Origin of the sequence: Sphingomonas sediminicola (assembly GCF_014489515.1) — a bacterium.
GTDB classification, from domain to species: Bacteria; Pseudomonadota; Alphaproteobacteria; order Sphingomonadales; family Sphingomonadaceae; genus Sphingomicrobium; species Sphingomicrobium sediminicola.
The window spans coordinates 2,084,208-2,106,227 of sequence record NZ_CP060782.1 but is presented as its reverse complement, the minus strand read 5'-3'; the positions used below and the strand labels follow the sequence as shown (position 1 = coordinate 2,106,227).

Here is a 22,020-nt window from a genome sequence, read left to right as displayed (position 1 = left end):
CGGTTCACAACGTTTCCCCTGCGTAACCATTACGCGCCGGGAGCGGCAATCGGAAGCCGCGAACGGCGTCGCTGGAACTGAGCCGCTGCGAACGCCATATGGGCCGTAATGGCGATTCAAATCCGCACCAGCCTTGCCGAACCGGAACCTGCCGAAGGCTTCGTTCCTCACCGCCCCGCGCGCCCCGACAAGGCGGAGGGTGGCAAGGCGTTCAGGGTCGTTTCGGATTTTGAACCGTCGGGCGACCAGCCGACCGCCATCCGCGAACTGGTCGAAGGCATCGGCGAAAATGGGGACGTCAGCCAGGTGCTCCTGGGCGTCACCGGTTCTGGCAAGACGTTCACCATGGCGAAGGTTATCGAGACCTTGCAGCGGCCGGCGCTGATCATCGCCCCGAACAAGATCCTGGCCGCGCAGCTCTACGGGGAGTTCAAGAGCTTCTTCCCCGACAACGCCGTCGAATATTTCGTATCTTACTACGACTACTATCAGCCCGAGGCCTACGTGCCGCGCACCGACACCTACATCGAGAAGGAAAGCTCGGTGAACGAGGCGATCGACCGCATGCGCCACTCGGCGACGCGGTCGCTGCTGGAGCGCGACGACGTGATCATCGTTGCCTCAGTGTCCTGCCTCTACGGCATCGGCTCGGTTGAGACCTATTCGGCGATGACTTTCAGCCTGAAGAAGGGCGCGAGCGAGGATCAGCGCGAGGTCATCCGCAAACTCGTCGCGCTTCAATACAAGCGAAACGATGCTGCCTTCGCGCGCGGCAATTTCCGGGTGCGCGGCGATAACCTCGAAATCTTCCCGTCCCACTATGAGGACACGGCTTGGCGCGTGTCTTTCTTCGGGGACGAGATCGAGGACATCGTCGAATTCGACCCGTTGACGGGCAGAAGGCGGCGAGCCTGGACAGCGTGAAGATCTACGCCAACTCCCACTACGTGACGCCCGGTCCGACGCTCAAGCAGGCGATGGAAGCGATCAAGCATGAGCTCGAGGAGCGGCTGAAGGAGCTGGTCGCGGAAGGACGGCTGCTGGAAGCTCAGCGGCTCGAGCAGCGCACCAACTTCGACCTGGAAATGATCGCCGCCACTGGGTCGTGCGCGGGCATCGAGAATTACTCGCGTTTCCTCACCGGCCGATTGCCCGGCGAGCCGCCGCCGACCTTGTTCGAATATCTGCCCGACAACGCGCTTCTGTTCATCGACGAGAGCCACCAGACGGTGCCGCAGATCGGCGCGATGGCGCGCGGCGACCATCGGCGGAAGATCACGCTGGCGGAGTACGGCTTCCGTCTGCCGAGCTGCATCGACAATAGGCCGTTGCGCTTCAATGAGTGGGACGCGATGCGTCCGCAATCGGTGTTCGTTTCGGCGACGCCCGGCCCGTGGGAGATGAACGAGACTGGCGGCGTATTCAGCGAACAGGTCATCCGCCCCACGGGCCTCATCGACCCGCCGGTAGAGATCAAGCCGGTTGAGGACCAAGTCGACGACCTTGTCCACGAGGCGAAGGAGACCGCGCGCAAGGGTTATCGGACCCTAGTCACCACGCTGACCAAGCGCATGGCCGAGGACCTAACCGAGTACCTGCACGAAGCAGGGCTTCGCGTCCGCTACATGCACTCCGACGTCGAGACACTGGAGCGTATCGAGCTGATCCGCGAGCTGCGGCTAGGCGTCTACGACGTGCTGGTCGGCATCAACCTGCTGCGCGAGGGTCTCGATATCCCGGAATGCGGGCTGGTCGCGATTCTCGACGCGGACAAGGAAGGCTTTCTGCGATCCGAGACGTCGCTGATACAGACCATCGGCCGCGCCGCTCGCAACATCGACGGGCGCGTGATCCTCTACGCCGATACCAAGACGGGCTCGATCGAGCGCGCGCTGGCCGAGACCGACCGCCGCCGCGAAAAGCAGCTCGAGTATAATAAGCTCCACGGGATAACGCCCGAAAGCATCAAGCGCCAGATCAGCGACATTATCGCCCACGTTTCCACACGCGATGGCGTGGTCATCGACACCGGCGACGAGGATCGCCCGCACCTCGTCGGCCACAACCTCAAGGCCTACGTCGCCGACCTCGAACAACGCATGCGCAAGGCGGCCGCCGACCTCGAGTTCGAGGAAGCCGGACGCTTGCGCGACGAAATCCGCCGGCTGGAAGAGGACGATCTCGGAATCCCGCACGACCAGCGCGTTGCGCCGCGCCCGGCGGGCAATTCGAGCGAGGGAAAGCCTGGAACGCGCAAAGGCCGCTTCGGCAAGCAGTCACGCACACGCTTCGGCGGGCGGCGATAATTGGTTCAGGTGCGCGCAACCCAATCATCCGCAAGGAGTTTCGTGAACAAATCCACTTGGGGAATGCGCCGCGAACGCGGCGCAAAATTTATGCGCAAGAAGCTCGGGCTGTTTGTTGGCGCATTGGCGCTGGTTGGTTCTACGCCGCTTTGGGCGCAGAGGGGCGATGAACCGATCGCGGTTCCGCGCACCATCAAGCAGGGCATCGACTTCGTCTACGTCGATCCGGATATGAACAACGTGGCCAGACGCCATCAGCGGCCACAGAACTGGTTCCAGAGAATCCTGAGCTTCGATTTCTCCGGCGGCCGGACCGGCGCTCCGAACGTGCTGTTCAATCAGCTTGGCCGCGGCATGCGGCAGTATCAGGCTACCTACGGTCGGCTTCCGCAGAACAAGATCCCTGCGGGCCCTGTGCTCAAGCGCGGATCGACGGGCAAGCGCGTGCAACTCCTTCGTCAGCGGCTCGGCCTTTATCCGTCCGGCGGATATGACGATCAGCTATTCCAGGCCGTGGCGTCCTACCAGACTGTTCACGGCATTGGCCCGGCCGACGGCGTTGCCGGCAAGGGCACGATCGCATCGCTGAACCGCGGCGCGGACTATTACGAGAAGCGGCTCGCGATCAACCTGGAGCGCGCCTACCGGCTGCCGGCAGTCCGGACATTCAACCGCTATGTCGTTGTCGATTCAGGCGCGGCCGAAGCCTATCTGTTTGATCGCGACCGGATCGTGGATGGAATGAAGGTCGTCGTCGGTGCGCCGAAGACCAAGACGCCGATGATCGCCGTGATCATGCGCAACGCGAAGGCGAACCCCTATTGGAACGTCCCGCCGGAGCTTGTCCGCAGCCTGACCGCGAAGAAGGTCGGTGAAATGGGCCTCTCCTACTTCAAGAGTTTCCATTACGAGGTGCTGTCCGACTGGGGACCGAACGCCCGGGTCGTTGATCCGAAGACGATCAACTGGAAGGCGATCGCTTCGGGAAAGCAGCAGCCGACCATGCGCGTTCGCCAGCTTCCCGGACCGTGGAATTCCATGCGCAACATGAAGTTCGAGATGCCGAACGATTACGGCATCTATCTTCATGACACTCCGCATACGGAGCTGTTCGCGAAGAACGACCGCTGGCTGAGCAACGGCTGCGTGCGTCTGCAGGATTATCGCCGGTTCGCGACCTGGGTGTTCGGGAGCGTCCCGCAGCCGTCGACACCGTATGAGCAGACATTCAACCTGCCTCGCCCGGTCCCGGTCTATTTGACTTACCTGACGGTCGAGCCGAGCAACAATGGCGTCGTATTCCGCCCGGATCCGTACGGATGGGACGCACTGGCGATGCCGCAGATGTTCGGAGGCCGCGTTGCAGCGGCCGGTGACGAAGACGGCGGACGACGCGGCTAACGCCGTCCGCCGCAGTTACTACCGAAGAAGGCCTTTTCTCTCGACTCCGCGCGCGTAGGCGAACTGCGCGATCCCCAGGACGACGATGACCAGCGGCATGTATTTCATCATGCCTGCCTGCTCGCTGCCGGGCATCGGCGGGCCGAGGAACATGTAGCCGAAGCTCATGATCATTCCGGCGATCGACAAGCCGAATGCCCAGACTGCGTAGCGATGGCGCATCAACAGCAGCACCGATCCGACGAGAGCCGCCCAGACGCCGAGGCCCCAGCCGATCTGAGCGTACATCGGCATGCCGTCGATATAGTCGATCAGTGTCGTTACATCGACGCCGGGCGGCGTCATGCTGGTCAGGTAATCCATGTTGCGCGTGCGGGTCATCAGATAGTCGTATCCGCCAAAGCAATTCCAGAGCAGCGACAGGATCCCGACCACCCACAAATGTGCGGGTGTGCGCAAGGGCGCGGCAGTTGCCATGAGTGTCCTCCCTCGTCGCGGCGCGACGATGCGCCGCTTACCGACGCTTACAGGGCAGGCACGGGCGACCCGCGCTGCCGTGACGAAAAAGGCTCCGCAAGCCGCCCGGAGTCAAGCGGCTTGCAGGGGAGCTGCCGTTCTAGAAACCGACGTTCAGGCAGACCTGCGCGGATGTATCGTTGCCGTCGTCGCGACCGACCGTCGTCGAAAGAACGGTGTTCAACGTGACGCCGCTGAGGATCGCGGCGCTGCCGCCGCCCGAGATCCGGCCATAGGCCTTCTTCGTCCGGTCGAACGTCCAGCTGTTGACGATCCCCGGCGCACTGGTTTGCGCGAAGCGGACTGTCCTGTCGCCGTTGAGCAGTTCCTTTTCAAGCATCGCCGACAAATAGGGACGGACCGACATTCCGCCGGTTTCGAAGTCGCCGCGGATCTCAGCGCCGATGCCGCCGGTCAGCGACTTGGCCGAGACGGAGCTGACGTTGAGGTTCAGTGCCGGGTCTCCGCTTTCGGTATAGCCGTCGACCTTTGCCTTGGCATAGTCGAGCGCGACGACCGGGCCTGCACGCATGCTTCCGACTGGAACGAGGTAGCCGGCCTTGGCGCCGGCAAGCCAATGACTGGCGTCGGTGCTTGCGGTCATGCCCTCGACGACGCCCTGGCGTTCGATGTCGAGGTTGTCCCAGCCGTACCCAGCGTAGCCCTGGGCGAAGGCGCCGGCGAGCGCGAAGCCCGCGAAGCCGCCGATCTGCCAGCTGTTCGCCTCGGTCCGCGAAACGTCGCCGATGAACTTGGCTCGAGGGCGGGAATAGTTGCCGGCGATCCCGACCGTTCCATTGTTGAAGCCGTAAGCAACGCCCGCAGTGCCGCCGACGCCGTCGATGTCGAACTGGTCGCTTGCGAAGTCGGCCTTCGCATCGCGGGAGAAGGTATCGCCGACGACGAAGAACTTGAGGCCCTCGGCGACGTCGCCGTCACGCGGAGAGCCGACGTCTGCGCGCGTGGACAGGGTCCGTCCGAACTGACGGGCCGTCTCGAGCCCGAGTTCGCTCGGAGCCTTGAGCGTGAGCGGCGCCTGCAGCTGCGTTGCGACGTACCGGCCGACGATCCGGAAGCCCGCCGACGTCAGGTGGAGCGCGTCCACGTAGAACAGGTACTGGTTGGCATAATTGCTGTCGGTCACGCACGACGGCGCAGGCGTGCACGCGCCGGTGTTGGTGAAGCCGTAGGCGCCGGGATTGGCGACGATCTGCTGCCCGACCAATGTCAGGTCGAGATAGTGGACCATGACTCCGTTGGCGGCATAGTCGGCCAGGACATCCTGCATCGTCGCATTGAAGGTCGTTGAATAAGAGTTGCGGATCGCCTGAGCCGTGGGTCGTTGGCGATCTCCGGAAGGATCGACGTGTTGCCGGCGAGGAAGCTGATGTTCTGGGCGCCCGCCGAGACGAGTGCGTCGATGCCGGCTGCAGCAGTAGCTGCAGAAACCGTGGCGGCGGTAGGCGCACCCGCCAGCGTTCCACCATTCTGCTGATAGAAGCGGGCGTCGTTTCCGCCGATCGAGAAGGTAACGAGGTCGCCTTCGTCGAAGGTCCCGGAAACCGTCGGGAAAGGTCCGCCGCCACCAGCGAGATAGGCGTTCCACTCGGTGATGAAACCGGGAATGCCAGGCCCGTTGGTGTTCGTATTGTCGGTCAGCGCGCCGCCGATCGCGAAGTTCTCGACTGGCGCGTCAAGCAGAAGCGACAGAGTGTCGATGTAATTGGTGCCGCCCGAGAAGCGGCCCGTCGGATAGACCTGCGGCGCGGGGTTGAAGCCGATGATCTGGAAGAGATTGCCGTCGTCCGCATAGCTGTCGCCAAATGCGACGATATTATCGATGCGCTGCGCGGCGGCCGGTGTCGTGAATGTCGCTGCGGCAAGAGCGGTTGCGCCCAGAAGGGTGCGGCCCATCAACCGGCTATTCGTCATGAATCCTCTCCCCGCGGCCGAAACTAGCCGCCCAACGCAGATTTATGACCGTTGATTAAGCACCATGACAAGTGGCGGCGCGGCAACAGCCGCCGGAGAACGGCTTACCGTTGGAACCTCACCGCTCGGCTGCGGGTAACTAACGGGATTCTGGAGCCATTCATCTTCGGCTGCTACAAAGCTCGCGGGTGTGAAGGGGTGACAATGCGCCGTCTTGTCTTGATTCTCGCGGGCCTTGGCCTGCCAGCTTCGGCTTTCGCCGCGGCGGGCCAACAGCCGATCGAGCCGATCGATGTCCCGCCGAGCATCGAGCAGGGCCTCGACATGGTCTACATCGACCGCGAAATGGCGCCGTCGATCGAGCAGCGCGACGAGCAGCTGCAGGCGCAGGGCTATGACGATTTCAAGGTCGCCCCCGTCGACATGTTCGCGCCGGTGCACCCGCTTTACACCGACCTCAGGCGCGCGCTCATTCGCTACCAGATGCGCTGGGGCTCGCTTCCTCAGGTGCAGGTCGCGTCCGGCCCGACGCTGAAGCTCAATTCGACCGGCGATCGCGTTGCGGTGCTTCGCCAGCGGCTCGGATTGCCCGAAGGCACCAAGTTCGACGCGGCGACTGCCGCAGCGGTCAAGGAATTCCAGGGCGTTCACGGCTTCAAGGCGGACGGCATCGCCGGCGCAGGGACGATCAAGGCGCTCAACCTCGGCTACAAGCATTACGAGAACGTGCTCCTTCTCAACATGGAGCGTGCTCGCCGCCTTCCGCGGACGACGGAGTCCGGCCGTTACGTGCTGGTCGATGCAGGCTCGGCGCGTCTCACGATGTATGAGGACGGCCGTCCGGTCGACAGCATGCGCGTGATCGTCGGAAGCCAGGCGACCGAGACGCCCATGATGGCGGCGCTGCTGCGCTTCGTCAGCGTTCATCCGTGGTGGAATACGCCGCCGGAGCTCGCGAAGAAGTCGGTCGCCCCCGGCGTTCTCAACGAGGGCCTCAAGTATCTCACCGACCGCGACTACCAGGTCCTGTCTGACTGGAGCGACGACGCCCAGCCGATCGATCCGGCCACCGTCGACTGGAAAGCCGTTGCGGACGGCAAGGTCACCGCGCGCCTGCGCCGGGGCCGGGCGAGTGGAATTCGATGGGCGACTATAAATTCAACATGCCCAACGATTTCGGCATCTACCTCCACGACGTGCCGGGCCACGAGAAGGACCTGTTCAAGGCCGACAACCGCTGGATCAGCAACGGCTGCATCCGGCTGGAGGACGCGCAGCGGTTCGCCAAGTGGCTTTTCGGGCGTCCGCTGAAGGGCGAGGATTCGAAGACCGAGGTGAACGTCGATCTTCCGGAGCCGGTACCGGTCTATGTCACCTATCTGACGGCGGAAGCCGGGCCGAACGGGCCCAAGTTCCGCGCCGATCCGTACAGTCGCGATCCGGCGTTGCTCGCCCGCTATTTCGGTGACGGCCAGCAGCAGGTCGCGGCCTTCAACCCCTAGGGTCCTCGTTCCAGGTCACGCTTGAGCTTCGTGAGCCACACCGTGGCGGACGCGGCGTGCGGCCCAATCCAGAACTCGTGAATTTCCTGGATCGGCGCCACGTTGAGATGGTTCCAACGCTCACGACGCTTGCGGACGGGATCACCAGATCCGCCTCCTCCAGCACCTTCAGATGCGGCATCACCGCGCAGCGATCCAGTTCCGGGAAGTGCGCGACCAGCGTTCCGGTCGTTAGCGGCTGGTCTTTCAGAGCGTCCAGAATCTGCCGCCGGACCTGATGGCCCAGCGCTGAAGGGCGCTACGGCAACTGCCAAGGCTGGTCGCAGATGCTCGCGGCGCTGAAAGCCTGGGTCGAATACGACAGCAACCTGCACGAGGGCATGTAGAGAGCGCTAATCATCACTCGGGGAACCAAGTTCTTGACGGCCAACGGTGTTAGTGATTCAATCGTTCCCTAGGTGAAACGACTGGACGGGAGGAGGGGCCCATGTCCGTAGCGTTTTCCGTGGTGGCGAGACTGCACGACAGGCTGCTGTTCGCTTTATCGCCGTCTTACAGGCAGGTCAGAAGAAGGCTCGAAGGGATAGGTCGGCCCGTGGGCTAGCGAGCCTAGATCAGCGGCCGATCGCGGCCACGAATGTGTTCTGCGACGCGATGATCTTCCATTCGGTTTCACGTTTCTCGATCACATGCTTGAGACGTGTCCGGACGACCCCGTCCGATCCGCAAGTTGCGCCGGGCGGGGCAGGCGAAAAGCCCGTGACTTCGACGTCGAGGTCGACGACCGCGAGCGTCGTACTGAGCGACTTGGTGCGCCGCACGCTCGCAATCACGCGAGTGTCGCGCGCCGGGCCGTTCCAGAGGTCGACGTGCATGTCGGCGATTGCCTTGCGGCCTGTCCAAATAGTTCCGGTTGGATCCACCAGTTCGGCGTCAGGCCAGTAAGCTTCGCCATAGCCCGATCCGTCCCTGCCGTTCCACGTGGTCGCAAATCTCTCCGCAAACATGGTTGCGATTGGTTCGGACTGCATGGTGCAGCTACCTCCTCTCCTTCGCCAGCCGGCTCATCAGGATCGCGGCGCGTTTGGCCTGCCGCGCTATCGAAGGGATGTCTACGAACTCGCCAGGGGCGTGGCTTCCCGCGCCAGCTGGTCCGAGGCCGACGAGCCCGTCGGTGTCGTTGGCGACAAAGCTGATGTCGCCCGCGCCGCGGTCCATCGGGTCCAGCTCGCCCATCAGCTCCAGGCCCATGTCGGCGTTCACGCGGTTGAGCCGGGCGAGCAAGGCGCGATTGCCCTCGGTCGGCGCCATCGGCGGATAACCGCCCTTGTCGAAGCTGATCTGCGCATTGGTTCCGGGCAGCGACTTGGCGACGATCTCCTGCATCTTCGCCTTGGTACGGTCGATCTGATCCTGGCTGATGGCGCGCAGGTCGCCGCGTGCGACGGCGGTTGCTGCGATGATGTTGGTCTTTCCGGTTGCATTCAACCGGATCCGGTCGGCATCCATCTCGGTGGTCGCGCCGCCGCCGATCATCCCGACATTATAGGTCAATTTGTCCTCGCCCAGCTCGCGGCGGAACGTGTCGACGATCCGCGATAGTTCGTAGATCGCGCCATATTCGGGATGCATCACGCCGCTCGAATGGCCGGTCCGGCCGCTTACGATCAGAGTCCAGCTGTCGGAGCTGCGTCGGGCAATCGAGCCCATGTCCTTGCCCTCTTTCTGGGCAAGGCCTTCGAAGTCGAGCGCGACGTCCGCCCACTTCCCTGCTTCGATCAGCGGACCGCGCGTAACCTCGATCGGGTCGCCCGCATCCTCCTCGTCGCCGGTAAGGACAACCGTGATGTCGGCGGGTTTCAAAGTGCCCGCGGCCTTCATCGCGCGGAGGGAGGCGATGATGACCGCCATTCCGCCCTTGTCGTCGCCCGAGCCCGGCCCGATCCCGCGGTCGCCTTTCCGCTCCCATTTCTGGAACGAGGAATCCGGCTCGAACACCGTGTCGAGGTGGCCGATCAGGAGCATGCGCTTGCCGCGGCCGCTACCCTTGTGGCGGGCAACGATGTGCCCCGCGCGGCCGGCGGCCTTCATCTCGATCCACTCGACCTTGAAGCCGAGCGGCTCGAACTCGGAGCGGAGCAACTTGCCGACCGCCTCGACACCCAGCGCGTTCAGGCTCCCGCTGTTCTGGTTCACCCACGTCTCGAGCATCGAAACCGTGCGATCCTGCTCGGCATCGACAGTCTGGATCATCACCTGCTCGGGTTTCGAAAGCTCGGCAGCGACAGGGGTGGCGAAAAGGAAGGCGGAAGCGGCAATCAGCCAAAGACGCAGACGCATGCACAAGCTGTAGCCGCGCCGGGAACCTCCAGCAAACCGCGGCATCCAATCGGGCGAAACTCGAACCGGGAGGATTGAATGACCGCCAAGATCGCCTTGATCGCCTCGGCCACGCTGCTGGCCGGCTCCGTCGCCTTCGCTGCCGACGGCCCGACCGATCCCCAGATCGCGCATATCGCCTACACCGCGGGCTCGCTCGACATCGAGGCTGGGAAGCTGGCGCTTCAAAAGTCGAAGAATTCGTCCGTCCGCGAATTCGCTTCGGAAATGGTTCGCGACCATGAGGCGGTGAACGAAAAGGCGCTGGCTCTCGTCGCGAAGCTCGGAGTTACGCCTGAGCCGAACGCAACGAGCGAAGGTCTGACCAAGCAGGCGGACGAGACGCGGGCGAAATTGGCCAAGCTCAATGGCAAGGCGTTCGACCGCGCCTATGTTGCGAACGAGGTTGCCTATCACAACACGGTCAACGGTGCGCTGAAGACCGCGCTCATTCCGTCCGCCGAGAATGGCGAGCTGAAGGCACTGCTCGAGACCGGGCTGACGCTCTTCAGCGAGCATCAGAAGCATGCCGAACACCTCTCGGCGAGCCTGAAATAGCCATGCGGGGCTGGCCCGCATTTGGCCCCGCGGCGGCGTTGCTGCTGCTTGTTGCCCCCTCCCTGGCAGCAGCGACGCAGCGAACGCACGTCGTGACGATCGAAAAGATGAAGTTCGGCGCGCTTCCGGCGGATGTTAGAGCGGGCGACACGATCATCTGGGACAACCGTGACATGTTCCAGCATACCGCGATGGCGAAGGACGGCAGCTTCAATGTAGACCTTCCCGCGGGCGCCAAGGGCAAAACCGTGGTCCGGAAAGCGGGAGCGATCGCCTTCATGTGCAAATATCATCCGGGTATGCGCGGCGTGCTAAAGGTCGCGAGATGACCGTTCGGGCCAAACGCGACTATTCCATCCTCGGAGATGGTGAGCTTGCCGCTCTCTGTGCGGGCCGCGATCCCGAGGCAGTCCGGCATGTGCTCACCACCAACAATCAGCGTCTGTTCCGCGCAGCTTGGAGCATTCTCAAGGACCGGGCCGAAGCGGAAGAGGCGTTGCAGGCCGCCTATGTCTCGGCCTTCTCGTCGATCGGCAGCTTCGAAGGACGCTCGTCGCTCACGACCTGGCTGACCCGCATCGTGATCAACGAAGCCCTGGGGCGTGTTCGGAAGGAGCGCCGCCGCCGTGCCCAGTTGGATGCCGCAGGAGTGCCTGTACTCGATGCCTATCGGGAGAAGCTGATGGCCGGATCTGAGACACTGGCTCCGGATGCCGCAGTTGCACGGGAGCAGCTTCGGAGGGTCCTCGAAAGAGCGATCGCCGGGCTGCCCGAAATCTTCCGGACGGTATTCGTATTGCGAGAGATCGAGGGCCTGTCGGTCGAAGACACCTCTGACGCGCTCGGCATTCCTGCTTCGACCGTGAAGACCCGCCTTCTGCGCGCGAGGAGACGGCTGCAGGAAGCGCTCGCGCCCGAAGTGCATGAGGCGCTGACCGGGACGTTCCCGTTTGCAGGAGCCGATTGCGCCGCGCTGACCGCGCGCGTGATGGGCCGCCTCGGCCTTTAGCGGTTCAGAAGCCTGTCCCACAATGAACCAAAGAGGTTAATCACGCCACGACTCGGTCGTTAGTTGTGAGAGACAGCGTTGGAGAATGAGATTTCGATGTCGATGCGCTGATCGGCGACCTGATCGAGCGTGAGGGCGGCTATGTGAACCATCCCGCCGACAAGGCGGGCCGACCTGCTTCGGCATTACCAAGGCGGTCGCACGGAACGGCTTTGCCGGTGCAATGAAGAAGCTGCCGCGAGACGAGGCGGCTGGTCTATCGGCGCCTTTACTGGCTTCGACCTCGTTTCGACCAGGTCGCCAGGCGCTCGCCGAGGATCGCGGCCGAGCTGTTCGACACACGGGTCAACGTGGGCCGGCGGTTGCGACGACCTTCTCCAGCGCGCGCTCACGGCGCTTAACCGCAATGCCAAGGATTAGATGGACCTGACGCAAGACTGACGCGTGGGCCCGCTCACCCTGCATGCGCTCGACGCCTCCCTTGAAACGCTCGGGACGAAGGGCGGCGAGACCGTGCTGATGCGCGCGCTCGAAGCGCTCCAGGGCGAGCGCTACCTCCGTCTCGCCGAGGCGCAGTCTTCAGACCCGTGGACCAGCCGCGCGCGGCCGAGCTTTCTCTATATGATGTACGCGCTGATCCTCTGGACGATCCCGATGGGCCTGATCGCGGCTGCCGACCCCCGCAATGCAAAGGGAATAGCCGACGGCATGACAGCATTTCTGCGCGGATTCCCGAGGAGCTCTACGCCCTCTTCGGCACCGGCTACCTCGGCTACACGGCGGCCCGCACCTGGGGTAAGGTCAAGGGAGTGGAGCGCTAAAGCAAGGGGCGGGAGATGCGGCCGGAGCGGCTTAATGCATTGACCGACGGTGTGGTCGCCATTGTCCTGACGATCATGGTGCTCGAGCTGAAGTTCCCGGAGGAGCCTACTTTCGCGGCAGTCCTCGCCGTCCTGCCTTTGCTCGCAGCCTATCTGCTCGCCTTCATCTACGTCGCCATCTACTGGAACAACCATCACCACATGATGCAGTCGGCGCACAAGGTGACAGGCGGCGTGCTGTGGGCGAACCATTCGCTGCTTTTCTGGCTTACGCTGTTTCCCTTGATGATCCGCTGGATCGACGAGGCCGGGATGGCGCACCTGCCGGTCGCTTCGTTCGGCCTTGTCCTTATCGGCGCTTCGATTTCGTACCTGGTCCTCGAACGGACTCTGATCGCCGCGGACGGCGAGGACTCCGGCGTGAAAAAGGCGGTGGGACGTGGAACGAAGGAATGGGTTAGCTTCGCGCTCTACGTGGCGGCGGTCGTGATCGCGTTCGTCTCGCCTCCGATCGCTGTCACCATTTACGTAGCCGTCGCTGCGATCTGGCTGATCCCCGACCGCCGCTTCGTTCGGGCCTAGTTGCAGGCGTAACGACGCCTTCCCACATCCTCGCCATGGAAAAGTATCACGGAACCACGATCCTTGGCGTGAAGAAGGACGGCAAGACAGTTATTGCCGGGGACGGCCAGGTCAGCCTTGGCAATACGGTGATCAAGCCGAACGCGAAGAAGGTCCGCCGGATCGGCGAGGGCGGGAAGGTCATCGGCGGCTTCGCCGGCGCGACCGCGGACGCCTTCACCTTGTTCGAGCGGCTGGAAAAGAAGCTGGAGCAGTACAATGGCCAGCTGATGCGATCGGCTGTCGAGCTCGCCAAGGACTGGCGGACCGACAAATACCTTCGCAATCTGGAAGCGATGATGATCGTCGCGGACAAGGACAGTTTGTTGATCCTGACCGGCAACGGTGACGTGCTGGAGCCGGAGGGCGGCATCGCGGCGATCGGCTCGGGCGGCAATTATGCGCTCGCCGCAGCGCGCGCGCTCACCGATTATGAGAAGGATCCGGAGAAGCTGGCCCGCCGCGCGATGCAGATCGCCGCGGAGGTCTGCGTCTTCACCAACGACCAGCTGACAATCGAGACGGTCGAATAGGTCCGCTTGAAGCGGGCCACCGCGCCTCCAATCTAGGCTTTCAAATGAACTACCACAGATCCATTCCCCAGAGCGGCGGGGCTTCCGAAATGCTGAAGGACAAGCTCACTCCCAAGGCGATAGTCGCGGCGCTCAATGAGCATATCGTGGGCAGAACGACGCGAAGAAGGCGGTTGCCGTCGCGCTTCGCAATCGTTGGCGCCGCCAGCAACTCTCGCCGGAACTTCGCGACGAAGTGACGCCGAAGAACATATTGATGATCGGCCCGACCGGCTGCGGAAAGACGGAGATCAGCCGCCGTTTGGCAAAACTCGCCGACGCGCCATTCGTGAAGGTCGAGGCGACCAAGTTTACCGAGGTCGGCTACGTCGGCCGCGACGTCGAGCAGATCGCCCGCGACCTCGTCGAAGAAGCGGTTCGGCTGGAGCGCGAACGCCGCCGCGAAGCAGTCCGCACCGGAGCCGAGGAAGTCGCGATGGAACGGCTGCTCGACGCGCTGACCGGCAAGGGCTCCAGCGCCGCCACCCGCGAAAGCTTTCGCCAACGTTACAAGGACGGCAGCCTCACCGAAGCCGAAGTCGAGATCGAGGTGCATGAAGCCCCGTCGACGCCGTTCGAGATCCCCGGAATGGGCGGCCAAGTCGGCATGATCAACCTCAGCGAGATGATGGGCAAGGCGTTCGGCAACCAGCCCGGCAAGCGCCGCAAGCTCAAGGTACCAGACGCCTTCCAGCGCCTGACGGACGAAGAGGCCGACAAGCGCGTCGATCCTGACGACATCAACCGCGTCGCCTTGGCGGATGCGGAGGCGAACGGGATCGTGTTCCTCGACGAGATCGACAAGATTGCGGTCAGCGACGTGCGTGGGGGCTCGGTCAGCCGCGAGGGCGTCCAGCGCGACCTGCTCCCGCTGATCGAAGGCACGACGGTCGCGACCAAGTATGGGCCGCTGAAGACGGATCACATCCTCTTCATCGCGTCCGGAGCATTCCACATCGCGAAGCCGGCAGATCTGCTGCCGGAGCTTCAGGGCCGCCTCCCGATCCGCGTAGAGCTCAAGGCCCTGACGCAGGAGGACTTCGTCCGCATCCTGTCGCAGACCCGGGCGAGCCTGACCCAGCAATATCAGGCGCTGCTCGGCACCGAGGGCGTGACCGTCACCTTCGCGGACGACGGTATCGAGGCGCTCGCCCGCATCGCCGCAGAAGTGAACGAGGCGGTCGAGAACATCGGCGCGCGTCGCCTGCAGACGGTGATGGAGAAGCTGCTCGAGGACGTGAGCTTCGAAGCCGAGGACCGGAGTGGGCAGACGCTGGTCGTCGACGCGGCATTCGTTGAAGGTCAGCTCGCCGGCATTGCGAAGAATGCCGACCTCAGCCGCTACGTTCTCTAATCTTCGCTGATCTTGCGATAGCGCCAGACGAAGCCTTGCACGAAGGGCGGCCAAAGGCTGGTCCGCACGCCGGCAAGGCGAAAGCGACCGGACGCCCAGGTGTTGCAGGTCTTGAGGGCGTGGAACCTGCCGGTGGCCCAGTAGAAGGCGTCCGAACGGCCGTAGCCGGCATGGCCGATGCGCTCGGGCTTGCCGTCCGCGTTCAGACGGAAATCGGAGCGGATCGCTGCCCACAGGCGGCGATATTCCTCGGGTCGAAGGCGAATCGTCCGGTCGGCGTAGAATTCCGGGTTGGAGACCCACTCGACGTGCATCACCCGCTTTCCGCCCGTTAGCGCCGACCAGACGGTTCCGGGCCGGATGTCGCGCCAGCGGGGCGTGTCGAGGTAGACGTGCTCCTCACCCGAACCGAAGGCGACCCAGCCGGCATTCGGGTCGGGAGAGGCGAAGTCGGATCTCGGAACGAACGGCGCCCAGTCCAGGCCCTGCGCCTTAACCGGCATGACGATGTCGGAATGGATTCCGTTGTTGGCCAGATAGATGGTGACGCCCTGGTCAGGCTCGCTCCAATCCCGATTCACCGGGACCAATGAGCCGATCAAGGCGGCAATCAGGTAAGCGACCGGGATCGCCGCGAAGGCCAGGACCAAGCGACGGACCCAATTGCTTTTTCTGCGTTTGCGTCTTCGGGCCATCCGCTTGTGTTATCTGCGAGCGGTGCCTAGATGCCAGCCCTCGGTCGGGGCGTAGCGCAGCCTGGTAGCGCATCACACTGGGGTGTGGGGGTCGCTGGTTCGAATCCAGTCGCCCCGACCATCAAACCAAAGGGCTGTTCTTGCGCCTTTCTTCACTGCCGTGATAGTCGCCCGCCGACTTCCGCTTAGGAACCATTCCCTCAGCCAATGACAGACATTCTCCTGCAGACACTCGCCGCCGCGAGCGCCAATCCGAACAGCGCATCAGGAATCTTCTTCGCCCTCGCGCCGTGGCTCCTGATCTTCGTGATCTTCTATGTGCTGATGATTCGCCCGCAGCAGCAGAGGGTGAAGCAACACCAGGCTGCGATCGCGGCAATCAAGAAGGGTGATGAAGTCGTCACCGGCGGCGGAATCCGCGGCCGGGTGACGAAGGTCACTGATGACGAGGCGGAGGTCGAGATTGCGCAGGGCGTGAAGGTTCGCGTGGTCAAGGGCACGCTGAGCCAGGTGCTCACCAAGTCTGCCAAGCCAGCGAACGACTGATGCTCGATTTCCCTCGCTGGAAGGTCTGGTCGATCTCGCTGGTCATCCTGGTCGGCATCCTGTTCGCCATTCCGAGCATGCTGCCGTCCGACCTGAAGGCGCGCTATCCGAAGTTCCTTCCCAGTGCGACGATCAACCTCGGCCTCGACCTTGCCGGCGGAAGCCAGCTTCTGCTCGAAGCGGACCAGAGCGACGCTGCCAAGCAGCGGCTCCAGGGCATGGAGGACCAGGTCACGACCGAGCTTCGGCGTACGCCGCGGGTCGAGATCGGCGATATTTCGACGGCCGGTGGGCGCGTTTCCTTCCTCGTCCGCGACCCGACCCAAGTTGACACCGCGGTCGAGCGCCTCCGTGCGATCACCCAGCCGGTAGCGCTGACGGGCGGCCGCGATTGGGATGTCCAAGTCATCGATTCGACGCGGATCGTCATGACGCCGACGCAGGCCGGCACACAGCGCGCGATGAAGGACGCGATGACCGTCGCTCGCGACGTCGTCCGCCGCCGCATCGACCCGCAGGGCACCAAGGAAATCACCGTCATCAACCAGGGAACGGACCGGATCCTGGTCGAAGTGCCCGGCGTCGAGGATCCGGAGGCGCTCAAGCGCCTGATCGGCCAGACGGCGCGGCTTGAGTTCAAGCTGGTCGACATGACCGCTGATCCCGCCCAGGTCCAGCAGGGCCATGCGCCGGCGGGCAGCCAGGTTCTGCAGATGGCGGAAGGCGGCGGCTTCATCGCCGTGAAGCGCCGGGTGATGGTCTCGGGCGACCAGCTGGTCGACGCCAAACAGAGCTTCGACCAGAACGGCCAGGCGGTCGTGTCGATTAAGTTCAATACCGCCGGCGCCCGCCGTTTCGGCCGCGTCACTCAGGAGAACGTGAACAAGCCGTTCGCGATCATCCTCGACGACAAGGTCCTTTCGGCGCCGAACATCAACGAGCCAATCCTCGGTGGCCAGGCGCAGATCAGCGGCAATTTCACGGTCGAGAGCGCGAACCAGCTCGCAGTAAGCCTGGCATCGGGCAAGTTGCCAGTGAAGCTCAACGTCATCGAAGAGCGGACCATTGGTCCTGAGCTCGGCAAGGATTCGATCGAAAAGGGCATCATCGCCAGCATCGTCGCGACGCTCGCGGTGATCGTCTTTATGTTGATCACCTACGGCCGGTTCGGGGTCTACACAACCTACGGGCTGGTCGTGAACGCGCTGCTGATCCTCGGGATCATGGCGGTGTTCAACGCCTCGCTGACCCTACCGGGAATCGCTGGCTTCGTGCTGACGATCGGCGCGGCAGTCGACGCCAACGTGCTGATCAACGAGCGAATCCGCGAGGAGCAAAGGCGCGGCCGCAAGACCCTCGATTCCATCGAGACCGGCTACAAGGAAGCCTCGACCGCCATTTTCGATGCCAACATCACCAACGTCATTGCCGCGGTGCTGATGTGGTACTTCGGCTCGGGCCCGATCCGCGGCTTCGCGGTCGTCCTGATGATCGGAATCGTCACGTCGGTCTTCACCGCCGTCAATTTCACGCGAATGCTCGTCGCATTGTGGGTGCGCCGTAAGCGTCCGCGCGTGCTGCATATCTAAGGGCCAGTCATGAAGCTCCTGAAGCTCATCCCCGACAATACGAACCTCGACTTCATGCGCTGGCGCAACATCGCGCTGGTCCTGTCGATCATCGTCACGGTCGCCAGCCTGACTCTGGTCGCTGTCCGCGGCCTCAACCTCGGCGTGGACTTCCTCGGCGGTCAGATGATCCGCGTGACCTTCTCGCAGAAGGTCGACGTAGAAACACTCAGGAACGACGTGGATTCGCTGAACCTCGGCGAAGCGAGCATTCAGGAAACTGGCGGCCCGCGGAGCTTCCAGATCCGCCTGCCGAAGCCTGGAGGCGGCGAAGCGGCCGCCAACCGCGCCGCTTCGCAGGTCCGGAGCATGCTCGGCCAGAAGTACCCGGGATCGCGCGTCGATTCGGTCGAGACTGTTTCCGGCAAGGTCAGTGAAGAGCTGGCCTGGGACGGAAGCCTCGCCATCGGCCTCGCGATGCTCGGGATCGCCATCTACATCTGGTTCCGGTTCGAATGGCAGTTCGGCGTCGGGGCGCTCGTTACGTTGTTCCACGACGTGTCAATGACCCTGGGCTTCTTCTCGCTGACGCAGCTTCAGGTCGACCTCAACGTCGTCGCGGCAATCCTGACAATCGTCGGTTATTCGCTCAACGACACGGTCGTCATCTACGACCGAATCCGCGAGAATCTGCGGAAATTCCGCAAGATGCAGATTGTCCCGCTGCTCAACCTTTCGCTGAACGAGACATTGTCGCGAACGATGGTCACCTCGCTCTCGATCCTGCTCGCGCTCGGAATGCTGCTGCTGCTCGGCCGGAGGTTATCTTCGGGCTCACAATCGCCATCTTCATCGGCATCTTCGTCGGCACCTATTCGTCGGTCTACATCTCCTCGCCGGTCCTTGTCTGGCTTGGAGTGAAGCCCGACACCTTCGTCCGTGCCGAAGACGAGAAGGCTCCCGGGCCGGCTGCCGTCTGACACCGTTCATCTGGCGCCAAGCAAAGTGCGTCCATCTCCCGCTTGGCCTGTCCATGGCCCCACGCTAATGAGGTCTTCATGCCGCCGAAGCTGACCCGTACCGCCGCCCTGTTGCTTGCTTGCGCGATCGTGATCCCGGCCGCCGGTTGCGCCCGCAACAAGACCGGATCCGACACCGCCTACATCGCCCGCGACGTGAACAGCCTCTACGCGCTCGCGAAGCAGAAGCTGGACAAGGGCCAGTACGAGGACGCCGCGAAGCTGTTCGACGAGGTCGAGCGCCAGCACCCCTATTCGGTCTGGGCCCGCCGCGCGCAGATGATGAGCGCCTTCAGCTACTACATGGCGCAGAAGTATCCGGAGGCGATCAGCTCGGCCCAGCGCTTCCTGACGATCCACCCTGGCAACAAGGACGCACCCTACGCGCACTACCTCATCGCGATGAGCCATTATCAGCAGATCGAGGACGTGACCCGCGACCAGGCTAGCACGGCCAACGCCCAGCAGGCGTTCGGCGAGCTCATGCGGCGCTATCCCGACAGCCGCTACGCATCGGACGCGCGGCTGAAGCTCGACCTCATCAACGACCATCTCGCCGGCAAGGAGATGGAGATCGGCCGTTTCTACCAGCGGTCAGGCAAGTGGCTTGCGGCAACCCTCCGCTTCCGCAAGGTCGTGGAGCAGTACCAGACGACGAACCACACTCCGGAAGCCCTGGAGCGGCTGGTCGAATGCTATCTCGCGCTTGGCATCCCGCAGGAAGCGCAGAAGGCTGCGGCGGTCCTAGGCCGCAACTATCCGGGCAGTGACTGGTATCACCGGGCCTACAAGCTCGTTTCGCGGCACGTGCCGCAGACTGCTCCGCAGGGCTAATGATCCAACCAGCGAGCGCGCCGTGCTGAGGCAGCTCGCGATTCGAAATGTCGTGCTCGTCGAACAGCTCGAGCTCGAGTTCGACGCCGGTCTTGGAGTCCTGACCGGCGAGACTGGCGCGGGTAAATCGATCCTGCTCGACGCATTGGGCCTGGCCCTTGGCGCGCGGTCGGACGCCGGGCTGGTTCGAAGCGGTACGGACGCTGCGGCAGTGTCGGCCGAGATAGAGCTTCCGGCCCATCATCCGGTTCATGCCCTCCTGTCCGAGCAGGGCATTGAAGCGGACGCAGGTGAATCGCTCATCCTGCGGCGCTCGCTCAAGGCAGATGGGGGAAGCCGCGCCTTCGTCGGAGCTGCCACCGTCCCTGCCGGAGTGCTTCGCGAGATCGGCGCTCTGGCGGTCGAGATTCATGGCCAGCATGATGAGCGTGGATTGCTGAACCCGCGCGGGCATCGCGCCCTCCTCGATACATTTGCCGCGTCGGACGTGACGAAGGTCGCCGACGCCTGGTCCGAGGTCACTCGGATCGAAGCGGAGCTGGCCCAGGCGCGCGCCGAGATGGCGGCCGCCGCGCGAGACCGCGACTATCTCGCTCATTCGCTTTCGGAGATCGATGCGCTCGCGCCTGAAGCCGGCGAGGAAACCAGGCTGGCCGAGGAGCGCGCCGCGATGCAGGCGGGCCTGAAGGCGGGGGAAAGCCTGTCCGGCATCGACGAACTGCTTGGTGGATCGGACGGTGCCTTGGCGCAGTTGAGGCTTGCGGCTCGAAAGATCGAACGCGGAGCGGCCGACCATCCGTTGCTCGCCGAAGCGCTTGCGGCCCTCGACCGCTCGCTGATCGAGGCAAGCGAGGCCGAGGATAAGATCGAGAGGGCGGCCGATGCTCTCACGTTCGACCCGGCCCGGCTGGAAGCGGCCGAGACGCGCCTGTTCGAAATCCGGGGACTTGCCCGCAAGCATCGGGTCGAGCCGGACGCACTGGCCGAGCTTGCCGAGCGCATGCGTGCCCAACTTTCGGAGATCGAAGCAGGCGGAGAGCGCATTGCCCACCTTGATGCCGAGTTAAGCAAGGTGCGGCTGCATTATTCGGAGCTTGCGGCCGAGCTGAGCCGTCAGCGGCACGAGGCCGCCCGGAAGCTCGATGAGGCCGTCGCGGCCGAGCTTCATCCCCTCAAGCTGGACTCGGCGCGCTTCCAGACTGCGATTGCGCAGGCCGAGCCGGGCCCGGCCGGAACCGACCGCGTTGAGTTCGAAATCTCCACCAATCCCGGTGCGCCGTTCGGGCCGCTGACCAAGATCGCAAGCGGCGGCGAGCTGTCACGGTTCGTCCTCGCCCTCAAGGTCGCGCTCGCCGAGGCGGGCAGCGCGGGGACGATGATCTTCGACGAAATCGACCGCGGGGTCGGCGGAGCGGTCGCGAGCGCGATCGGTGAGCGGCTGGCAAGGCTGGCCAAGCAGTCGCAGGTCCTCGTGGTCACTCATTCGCCGCAGGTTGCGGCCCGTGCCGCGCACCATTTCCGGATTGAAAAGGTGCATGGGCCGGACGGAACCCGCACGACGGTCCGTCGTCTCGATGATGCCGAGCGTCGGGAAGAGATTGCGCGCATGTTGTCCGGCGCTGCAGTGACGGACGAGGCCCGCGCGCAAGCGGCAAGACTTTTGGAGGCGGCATGAGCAAGCAGACATCAGTTGCACTCGAGTTCGAAGGCGAGGCGCTGGAAGGAGTATTCGTCGGACGCCGCGATGGGCAGGCTCGCCCGACGGTGATGCTGATCCCGACGGTGATGGGCGTTTCCGACCTCGAGATCGGGTTTGCGAAGCAACTCGTCGAGCTTGGCTACAACGGCTTCGTCGCCGATATCTTCGGCAAGAAATTCCGCGGTTCGCCGCGCGACGTGATGTTCGGCGAGATGAATCGCCTAGGCAATGACCGCGTCGCATTACGCCGCCGGCTGCTGGCGATCGTCGAGCAGGTCCGCGGACTCAAGGAGGTGGAAGGCGGCAAGCTGGTCGTCGCGGGCTATTGCTTCGGCGGGAAATGCGCTCTCGACGTCGCCCGGACCGGCGTCGACATTGCCGCAGCGGTCGCGTTCCACGGGCTTCTCGATCCGCCAAACTGGCCGACGGAGAAGACAAGCACAAAGATCGTCGCCTTCCACGGTTGGGACGATCCGATGGCGCCGCCGGATCATGTCGTCGCGCTTGGCAAGGAACTGACGGAGGCCGGCGCCGACTGGCAAATTCACGCCTTCGGCAACGTCCGCCACGGCTTCACCAATCCCAACGCCCACCAGATCGGCCTCGACGCGGTGCGCTACGACGAACTGGCCGCCGAGCGGTCGTGGACGAGCTTCATCAACCTGCTCGAGGAGGTGTTCGGCTGAGC

20 protein-coding genes, 1 tRNA gene and 6 pseudogenes are annotated in these 22,020 nt (G+C 63.7%); 20 read left to right on the top strand and 7 right to left on the bottom strand.

What is annotated here, in order from left to right; genetic code table 11:
- Window positions 1-108: 108 nt before the first annotated feature.
- Window positions 109-2,306 (top strand): annotated as a pseudogene (gene uvrB / locus H9L14_RS11365) (excinuclease ABC subunit UvrB).
- Between the two features lie 90 nt (window positions 2,307-2,396).
- Window positions 2,397-3,707 carry a L,D-transpeptidase family protein gene (locus H9L14_RS11360; protein WP_222949817.1) on the top strand — a complete coding sequence of 437 codons (1,311 nt, stop codon included), beginning with the start codon at window positions 2,397-2,399 and terminating at the stop codon, window positions 3,705-3,707.
- 18 nt (window positions 3,708-3,725) lie between these two features.
- On the opposite strand, the gene H9L14_RS11355 is transcribed toward H9L14_RS11360, so the two are convergent.
- From H9L14_RS11355 to H9L14_RS11345, 3 genes are all read right to left on the bottom strand, one after another.
- A complete protein-coding gene (locus H9L14_RS11355; protein WP_187708187.1) occupies window positions 3,726-4,184 on the bottom strand; it encodes a hypothetical protein in 459 nt (152 codons plus the stop codon).
- A 139-nt stretch (window positions 4,185-4,323) separates the two neighbouring features.
- Window positions 4,324-5,511, bottom strand: coding sequence for an autotransporter domain-containing protein (locus H9L14_RS11350; protein ID WP_187708186.1), 1,188 nt, complete (start codon window positions 5,509-5,511; stop codon window positions 4,324-4,326).
- Entirely contained in the window at window positions 5,451-6,155 is a 705-nt protein-coding gene (locus H9L14_RS11345; RefSeq protein WP_187708185.1) for an SGNH/GDSL hydrolase family protein, read from the bottom strand. Before H9L14_RS11345 ends, H9L14_RS11350 begins: the two co-directional genes overlap by 61 nt.
- Before the next feature lie 204 nt (window positions 6,156-6,359).
- Between H9L14_RS11345 and H9L14_RS17085 the strand changes: the two are divergent.
- The 3 genes and pseudogenes from H9L14_RS17085 to H9L14_RS11335 form a co-directional block, all read left to right on the top strand.
- Window positions 6,360-7,121 (top strand): annotated as a pseudogene (locus H9L14_RS17085) (peptidoglycan-binding protein); the annotation flags it as partial.
- Between the two features lie 176 nt (window positions 7,122-7,297).
- Window positions 7,298-7,390, top strand: a pseudogene (locus H9L14_RS16090) (hypothetical protein); the annotation flags it as partial.
- A gap of 99 nt (window positions 7,391-7,489) precedes the next feature.
- Window positions 7,490-7,657, top strand: coding sequence for a hypothetical protein (locus H9L14_RS11335; protein ID WP_187708183.1), 168 nt, complete (start codon window positions 7,490-7,492; stop codon window positions 7,655-7,657).
- Here the strand turns inward: H9L14_RS11335 and H9L14_RS11330 are convergent.
- The 3 genes from H9L14_RS11330 to H9L14_RS11320 all read right to left on the bottom strand — a co-directional run bounded on the left by H9L14_RS11330 (window position 7,647) and on the right by H9L14_RS11320 (window position 9,997).
- Complete coding sequence (locus tag H9L14_RS11330; protein ID WP_246444618.1) at window positions 7,647-7,907, bottom strand: hypothetical protein; 261 nt, start codon at window positions 7,905-7,907, stop codon at window positions 7,647-7,649. The genes H9L14_RS11335 and H9L14_RS11330 overlap by 11 nt on opposite strands.
- A gap of 364 nt (window positions 7,908-8,271) precedes the next feature.
- Window positions 8,272-8,688: an SgcJ/EcaC family oxidoreductase gene (locus tag H9L14_RS11325; protein ID WP_187708182.1), complete on the bottom strand. Its 417-nt coding sequence runs from the start codon at window positions 8,686-8,688 to the stop codon at window positions 8,272-8,274.
- A gap of 7 nt (window positions 8,689-8,695) precedes the next feature.
- On the bottom strand, window positions 8,696-9,997 hold the full coding sequence (locus H9L14_RS11320) for a M20/M25/M40 family metallo-hydrolase (RefSeq protein WP_187708181.1): 1,302 nt from the start codon (window positions 9,995-9,997) through the stop codon (window positions 8,696-8,698).
- A 78-nt stretch (window positions 9,998-10,075) separates the two neighbouring features.
- Between H9L14_RS11320 and H9L14_RS11315 the strand changes: the two genes are divergently transcribed.
- The 8 genes and pseudogenes from H9L14_RS11315 (at window position 10,076) to hslU (ending at window position 14,971) form a co-directional block, all read left to right on the top strand.
- A complete protein-coding gene (locus H9L14_RS11315; protein ID WP_187708180.1) occupies window positions 10,076-10,594 on the top strand; it encodes a DUF4142 domain-containing protein in 519 nt (172 codons plus the stop codon).
- Between the two features lie 2 nt (window positions 10,595-10,596).
- The gene (locus H9L14_RS11310; protein WP_187708179.1) at window positions 10,597-10,923 is read left to right on the top strand and encodes a cupredoxin domain-containing protein; all 327 of its coding nucleotides are present in this window, start codon (window positions 10,597-10,599) and stop codon (window positions 10,921-10,923) included.
- Entirely contained in the window at window positions 10,920-11,603 is a 684-nt protein-coding gene (locus H9L14_RS11305; RefSeq protein WP_187708178.1) for an RNA polymerase sigma factor, read from the top strand. The genes H9L14_RS11310 and H9L14_RS11305 overlap by 4 nt, the downstream gene beginning before the upstream one ends.
- A 251-nt stretch (window positions 11,604-11,854) precedes the next feature.
- Complete coding sequence (locus H9L14_RS17080; protein ID WP_222949980.1) at window positions 11,855-12,004, top strand: glycosyl hydrolase 108 family protein; 150 nt, start codon at window positions 11,855-11,857, stop codon at window positions 12,002-12,004.
- A 160-nt stretch (window positions 12,005-12,164) separates the two neighbouring features.
- A pseudogene (locus H9L14_RS17075) lies at window positions 12,165-12,424 on the top strand (3TM-type holin); the annotation flags it as partial.
- 15 nt (window positions 12,425-12,439) lie between these two features.
- Window positions 12,440-13,006 carry a TMEM175 family protein gene (locus H9L14_RS11295; protein ID WP_187708177.1) on the top strand — a complete coding sequence of 189 codons (567 nt, stop codon included), beginning with the start codon at window positions 12,440-12,442 and terminating at the stop codon, window positions 13,004-13,006.
- Between the two features lie 35 nt (window positions 13,007-13,041).
- Window positions 13,042-13,578 carry an ATP-dependent protease subunit HslV gene (gene hslV, locus H9L14_RS11290; RefSeq protein ID WP_187708176.1) on the top strand — a complete coding sequence of 179 codons (537 nt, stop codon included), beginning with the start codon at window positions 13,042-13,044 and terminating at the stop codon, window positions 13,576-13,578.
- Window positions 13,579-13,670: 92 nt separating this feature from the next.
- Window positions 13,671-14,971 (top strand): annotated as a pseudogene (gene hslU, locus H9L14_RS11285) (ATP-dependent protease ATPase subunit HslU).
- Here hslU and H9L14_RS11280 read toward each other — a convergent pair.
- A complete protein-coding gene (locus tag H9L14_RS11280; RefSeq protein ID WP_187708175.1) occupies window positions 14,968-15,621 on the bottom strand; it encodes a TIGR02117 family protein in 654 nt (217 codons plus the stop codon). The pseudogene hslU and the gene H9L14_RS11280 sit on opposite strands and share 4 nt — an antisense overlap.
- A 90-nt stretch (window positions 15,622-15,711) precedes the next feature.
- On the opposite strand from H9L14_RS11280, the gene H9L14_RS11275 reads away from it, so the two are divergent.
- From H9L14_RS11275 to H9L14_RS11245, 7 genes and pseudogenes are all read left to right on the top strand, one after another.
- Window positions 15,712-15,787, top strand: a tRNA-OTHER gene (locus H9L14_RS11275).
- Between the two features lie 86 nt (window positions 15,788-15,873).
- Complete coding sequence (gene yajC, locus H9L14_RS11270) at window positions 15,874-16,212, top strand: preprotein translocase subunit YajC (RefSeq protein WP_187708174.1); 339 nt, start codon at window positions 15,874-15,876, stop codon at window positions 16,210-16,212.
- A complete protein-coding gene (gene secD / locus H9L14_RS11265) occupies window positions 16,212-17,801 on the top strand; it encodes a protein translocase subunit SecD (protein ID WP_187708173.1) in 1,590 nt (529 codons plus the stop codon). Before yajC ends, secD begins: the two co-directional genes overlap by 1 nt.
- 9 nt (window positions 17,802-17,810) lie before the next feature.
- Window positions 17,811-18,760: pseudogene (gene secF, locus H9L14_RS11260) on the top strand (protein translocase subunit SecF).
- Window positions 18,761-18,838: 78 nt separating this feature from the next.
- Window positions 18,839-19,633, top strand: a complete 795-nt coding sequence (locus H9L14_RS11255; RefSeq protein WP_187708172.1) for an outer membrane protein assembly factor BamD — start codon at window positions 18,839-18,841, stop codon at window positions 19,631-19,633.
- A 22-nt stretch (window positions 19,634-19,655) separates the two neighbouring features.
- The gene (recN, locus tag H9L14_RS11250; RefSeq protein WP_187708171.1) at window positions 19,656-21,308 is read left to right on the top strand and encodes a DNA repair protein RecN; all 1,653 of its coding nucleotides are present in this window, start codon (window positions 19,656-19,658) and stop codon (window positions 21,306-21,308) included.
- The gene (locus H9L14_RS11245; protein ID WP_187708170.1) at window positions 21,305-22,018 is read left to right on the top strand and encodes a dienelactone hydrolase family protein; all 714 of its coding nucleotides are present in this window, start codon (window positions 21,305-21,307) and stop codon (window positions 22,016-22,018) included. Before recN ends, H9L14_RS11245 begins: the two co-directional genes overlap by 4 nt.
- Window positions 22,019-22,020: the final 2 nt, after the last annotated feature.

Excerpts from the sequence above, each read along its gene's own strand:
- H9L14_RS11295 (WP_187708177.1), top strand. The coding sequence starts at position 12,440 with ATGCGGCCGGAGCGGCTTAATGCATTGACCGACGGTGTGGTCGCCATT.
- H9L14_RS11305 (WP_187708178.1), top strand. The coding sequence starts at position 10,920 with ATGACCGTTCGGGCCAAACGCGACTATTCCATCCTCGGAGATGGTGAG.
- H9L14_RS11350 (WP_187708186.1), bottom strand. The coding sequence starts at position 5,511 with ATGCAGGATGTCCTGGCCGACTATGCCGCCAACGGAGTCATGGTCCAC.
- yajC (WP_187708174.1), top strand. The coding sequence starts at position 15,874 with ATGACAGACATTCTCCTGCAGACACTCGCCGCCGCGAGCGCCAATCCG.
- H9L14_RS11320 (WP_187708181.1), bottom strand. The coding sequence starts at position 9,997 with ATGCGTCTGCGTCTTTGGCTGATTGCCGCTTCCGCCTTCCTTTTCGCC.
- H9L14_RS11315 (WP_187708180.1), top strand. The coding sequence starts at position 10,076 with ATGACCGCCAAGATCGCCTTGATCGCCTCGGCCACGCTGCTGGCCGGC.
- H9L14_RS11345 (WP_187708185.1), bottom strand. The coding sequence starts at position 6,155 with ATGACGAATAGCCGGTTGATGGGCCGCACCCTTCTGGGCGCAACCGCT.
- secD (WP_187708173.1), top strand. The coding sequence starts at position 16,212 with ATGCTCGATTTCCCTCGCTGGAAGGTCTGGTCGATCTCGCTGGTCATC.
- H9L14_RS11245 (WP_187708170.1), top strand. The coding sequence starts at position 21,305 with ATGAGCAAGCAGACATCAGTTGCACTCGAGTTCGAAGGCGAGGCGCTG.
- H9L14_RS11355 (WP_187708187.1), bottom strand. The coding sequence starts at position 4,184 with ATGGCAACTGCCGCGCCCTTGCGCACACCCGCACATTTGTGGGTGGTC.
- H9L14_RS11310 (WP_187708179.1), top strand. The coding sequence starts at position 10,597 with ATGCGGGGCTGGCCCGCATTTGGCCCCGCGGCGGCGTTGCTGCTGCTT.
- H9L14_RS11325 (WP_187708182.1), bottom strand. The coding sequence starts at position 8,688 with ATGCAGTCCGAACCAATCGCAACCATGTTTGCGGAGAGATTTGCGACC.
- H9L14_RS11255 (WP_187708172.1), top strand. The coding sequence starts at position 18,839 with ATGCCGCCGAAGCTGACCCGTACCGCCGCCCTGTTGCTTGCTTGCGCG.
- hslV (WP_187708176.1), top strand. The coding sequence starts at position 13,042 with ATGGAAAAGTATCACGGAACCACGATCCTTGGCGTGAAGAAGGACGGC.
- H9L14_RS11360 (WP_222949817.1), top strand. The coding sequence starts at position 2,397 with ATGCGCAAGAAGCTCGGGCTGTTTGTTGGCGCATTGGCGCTGGTTGGT.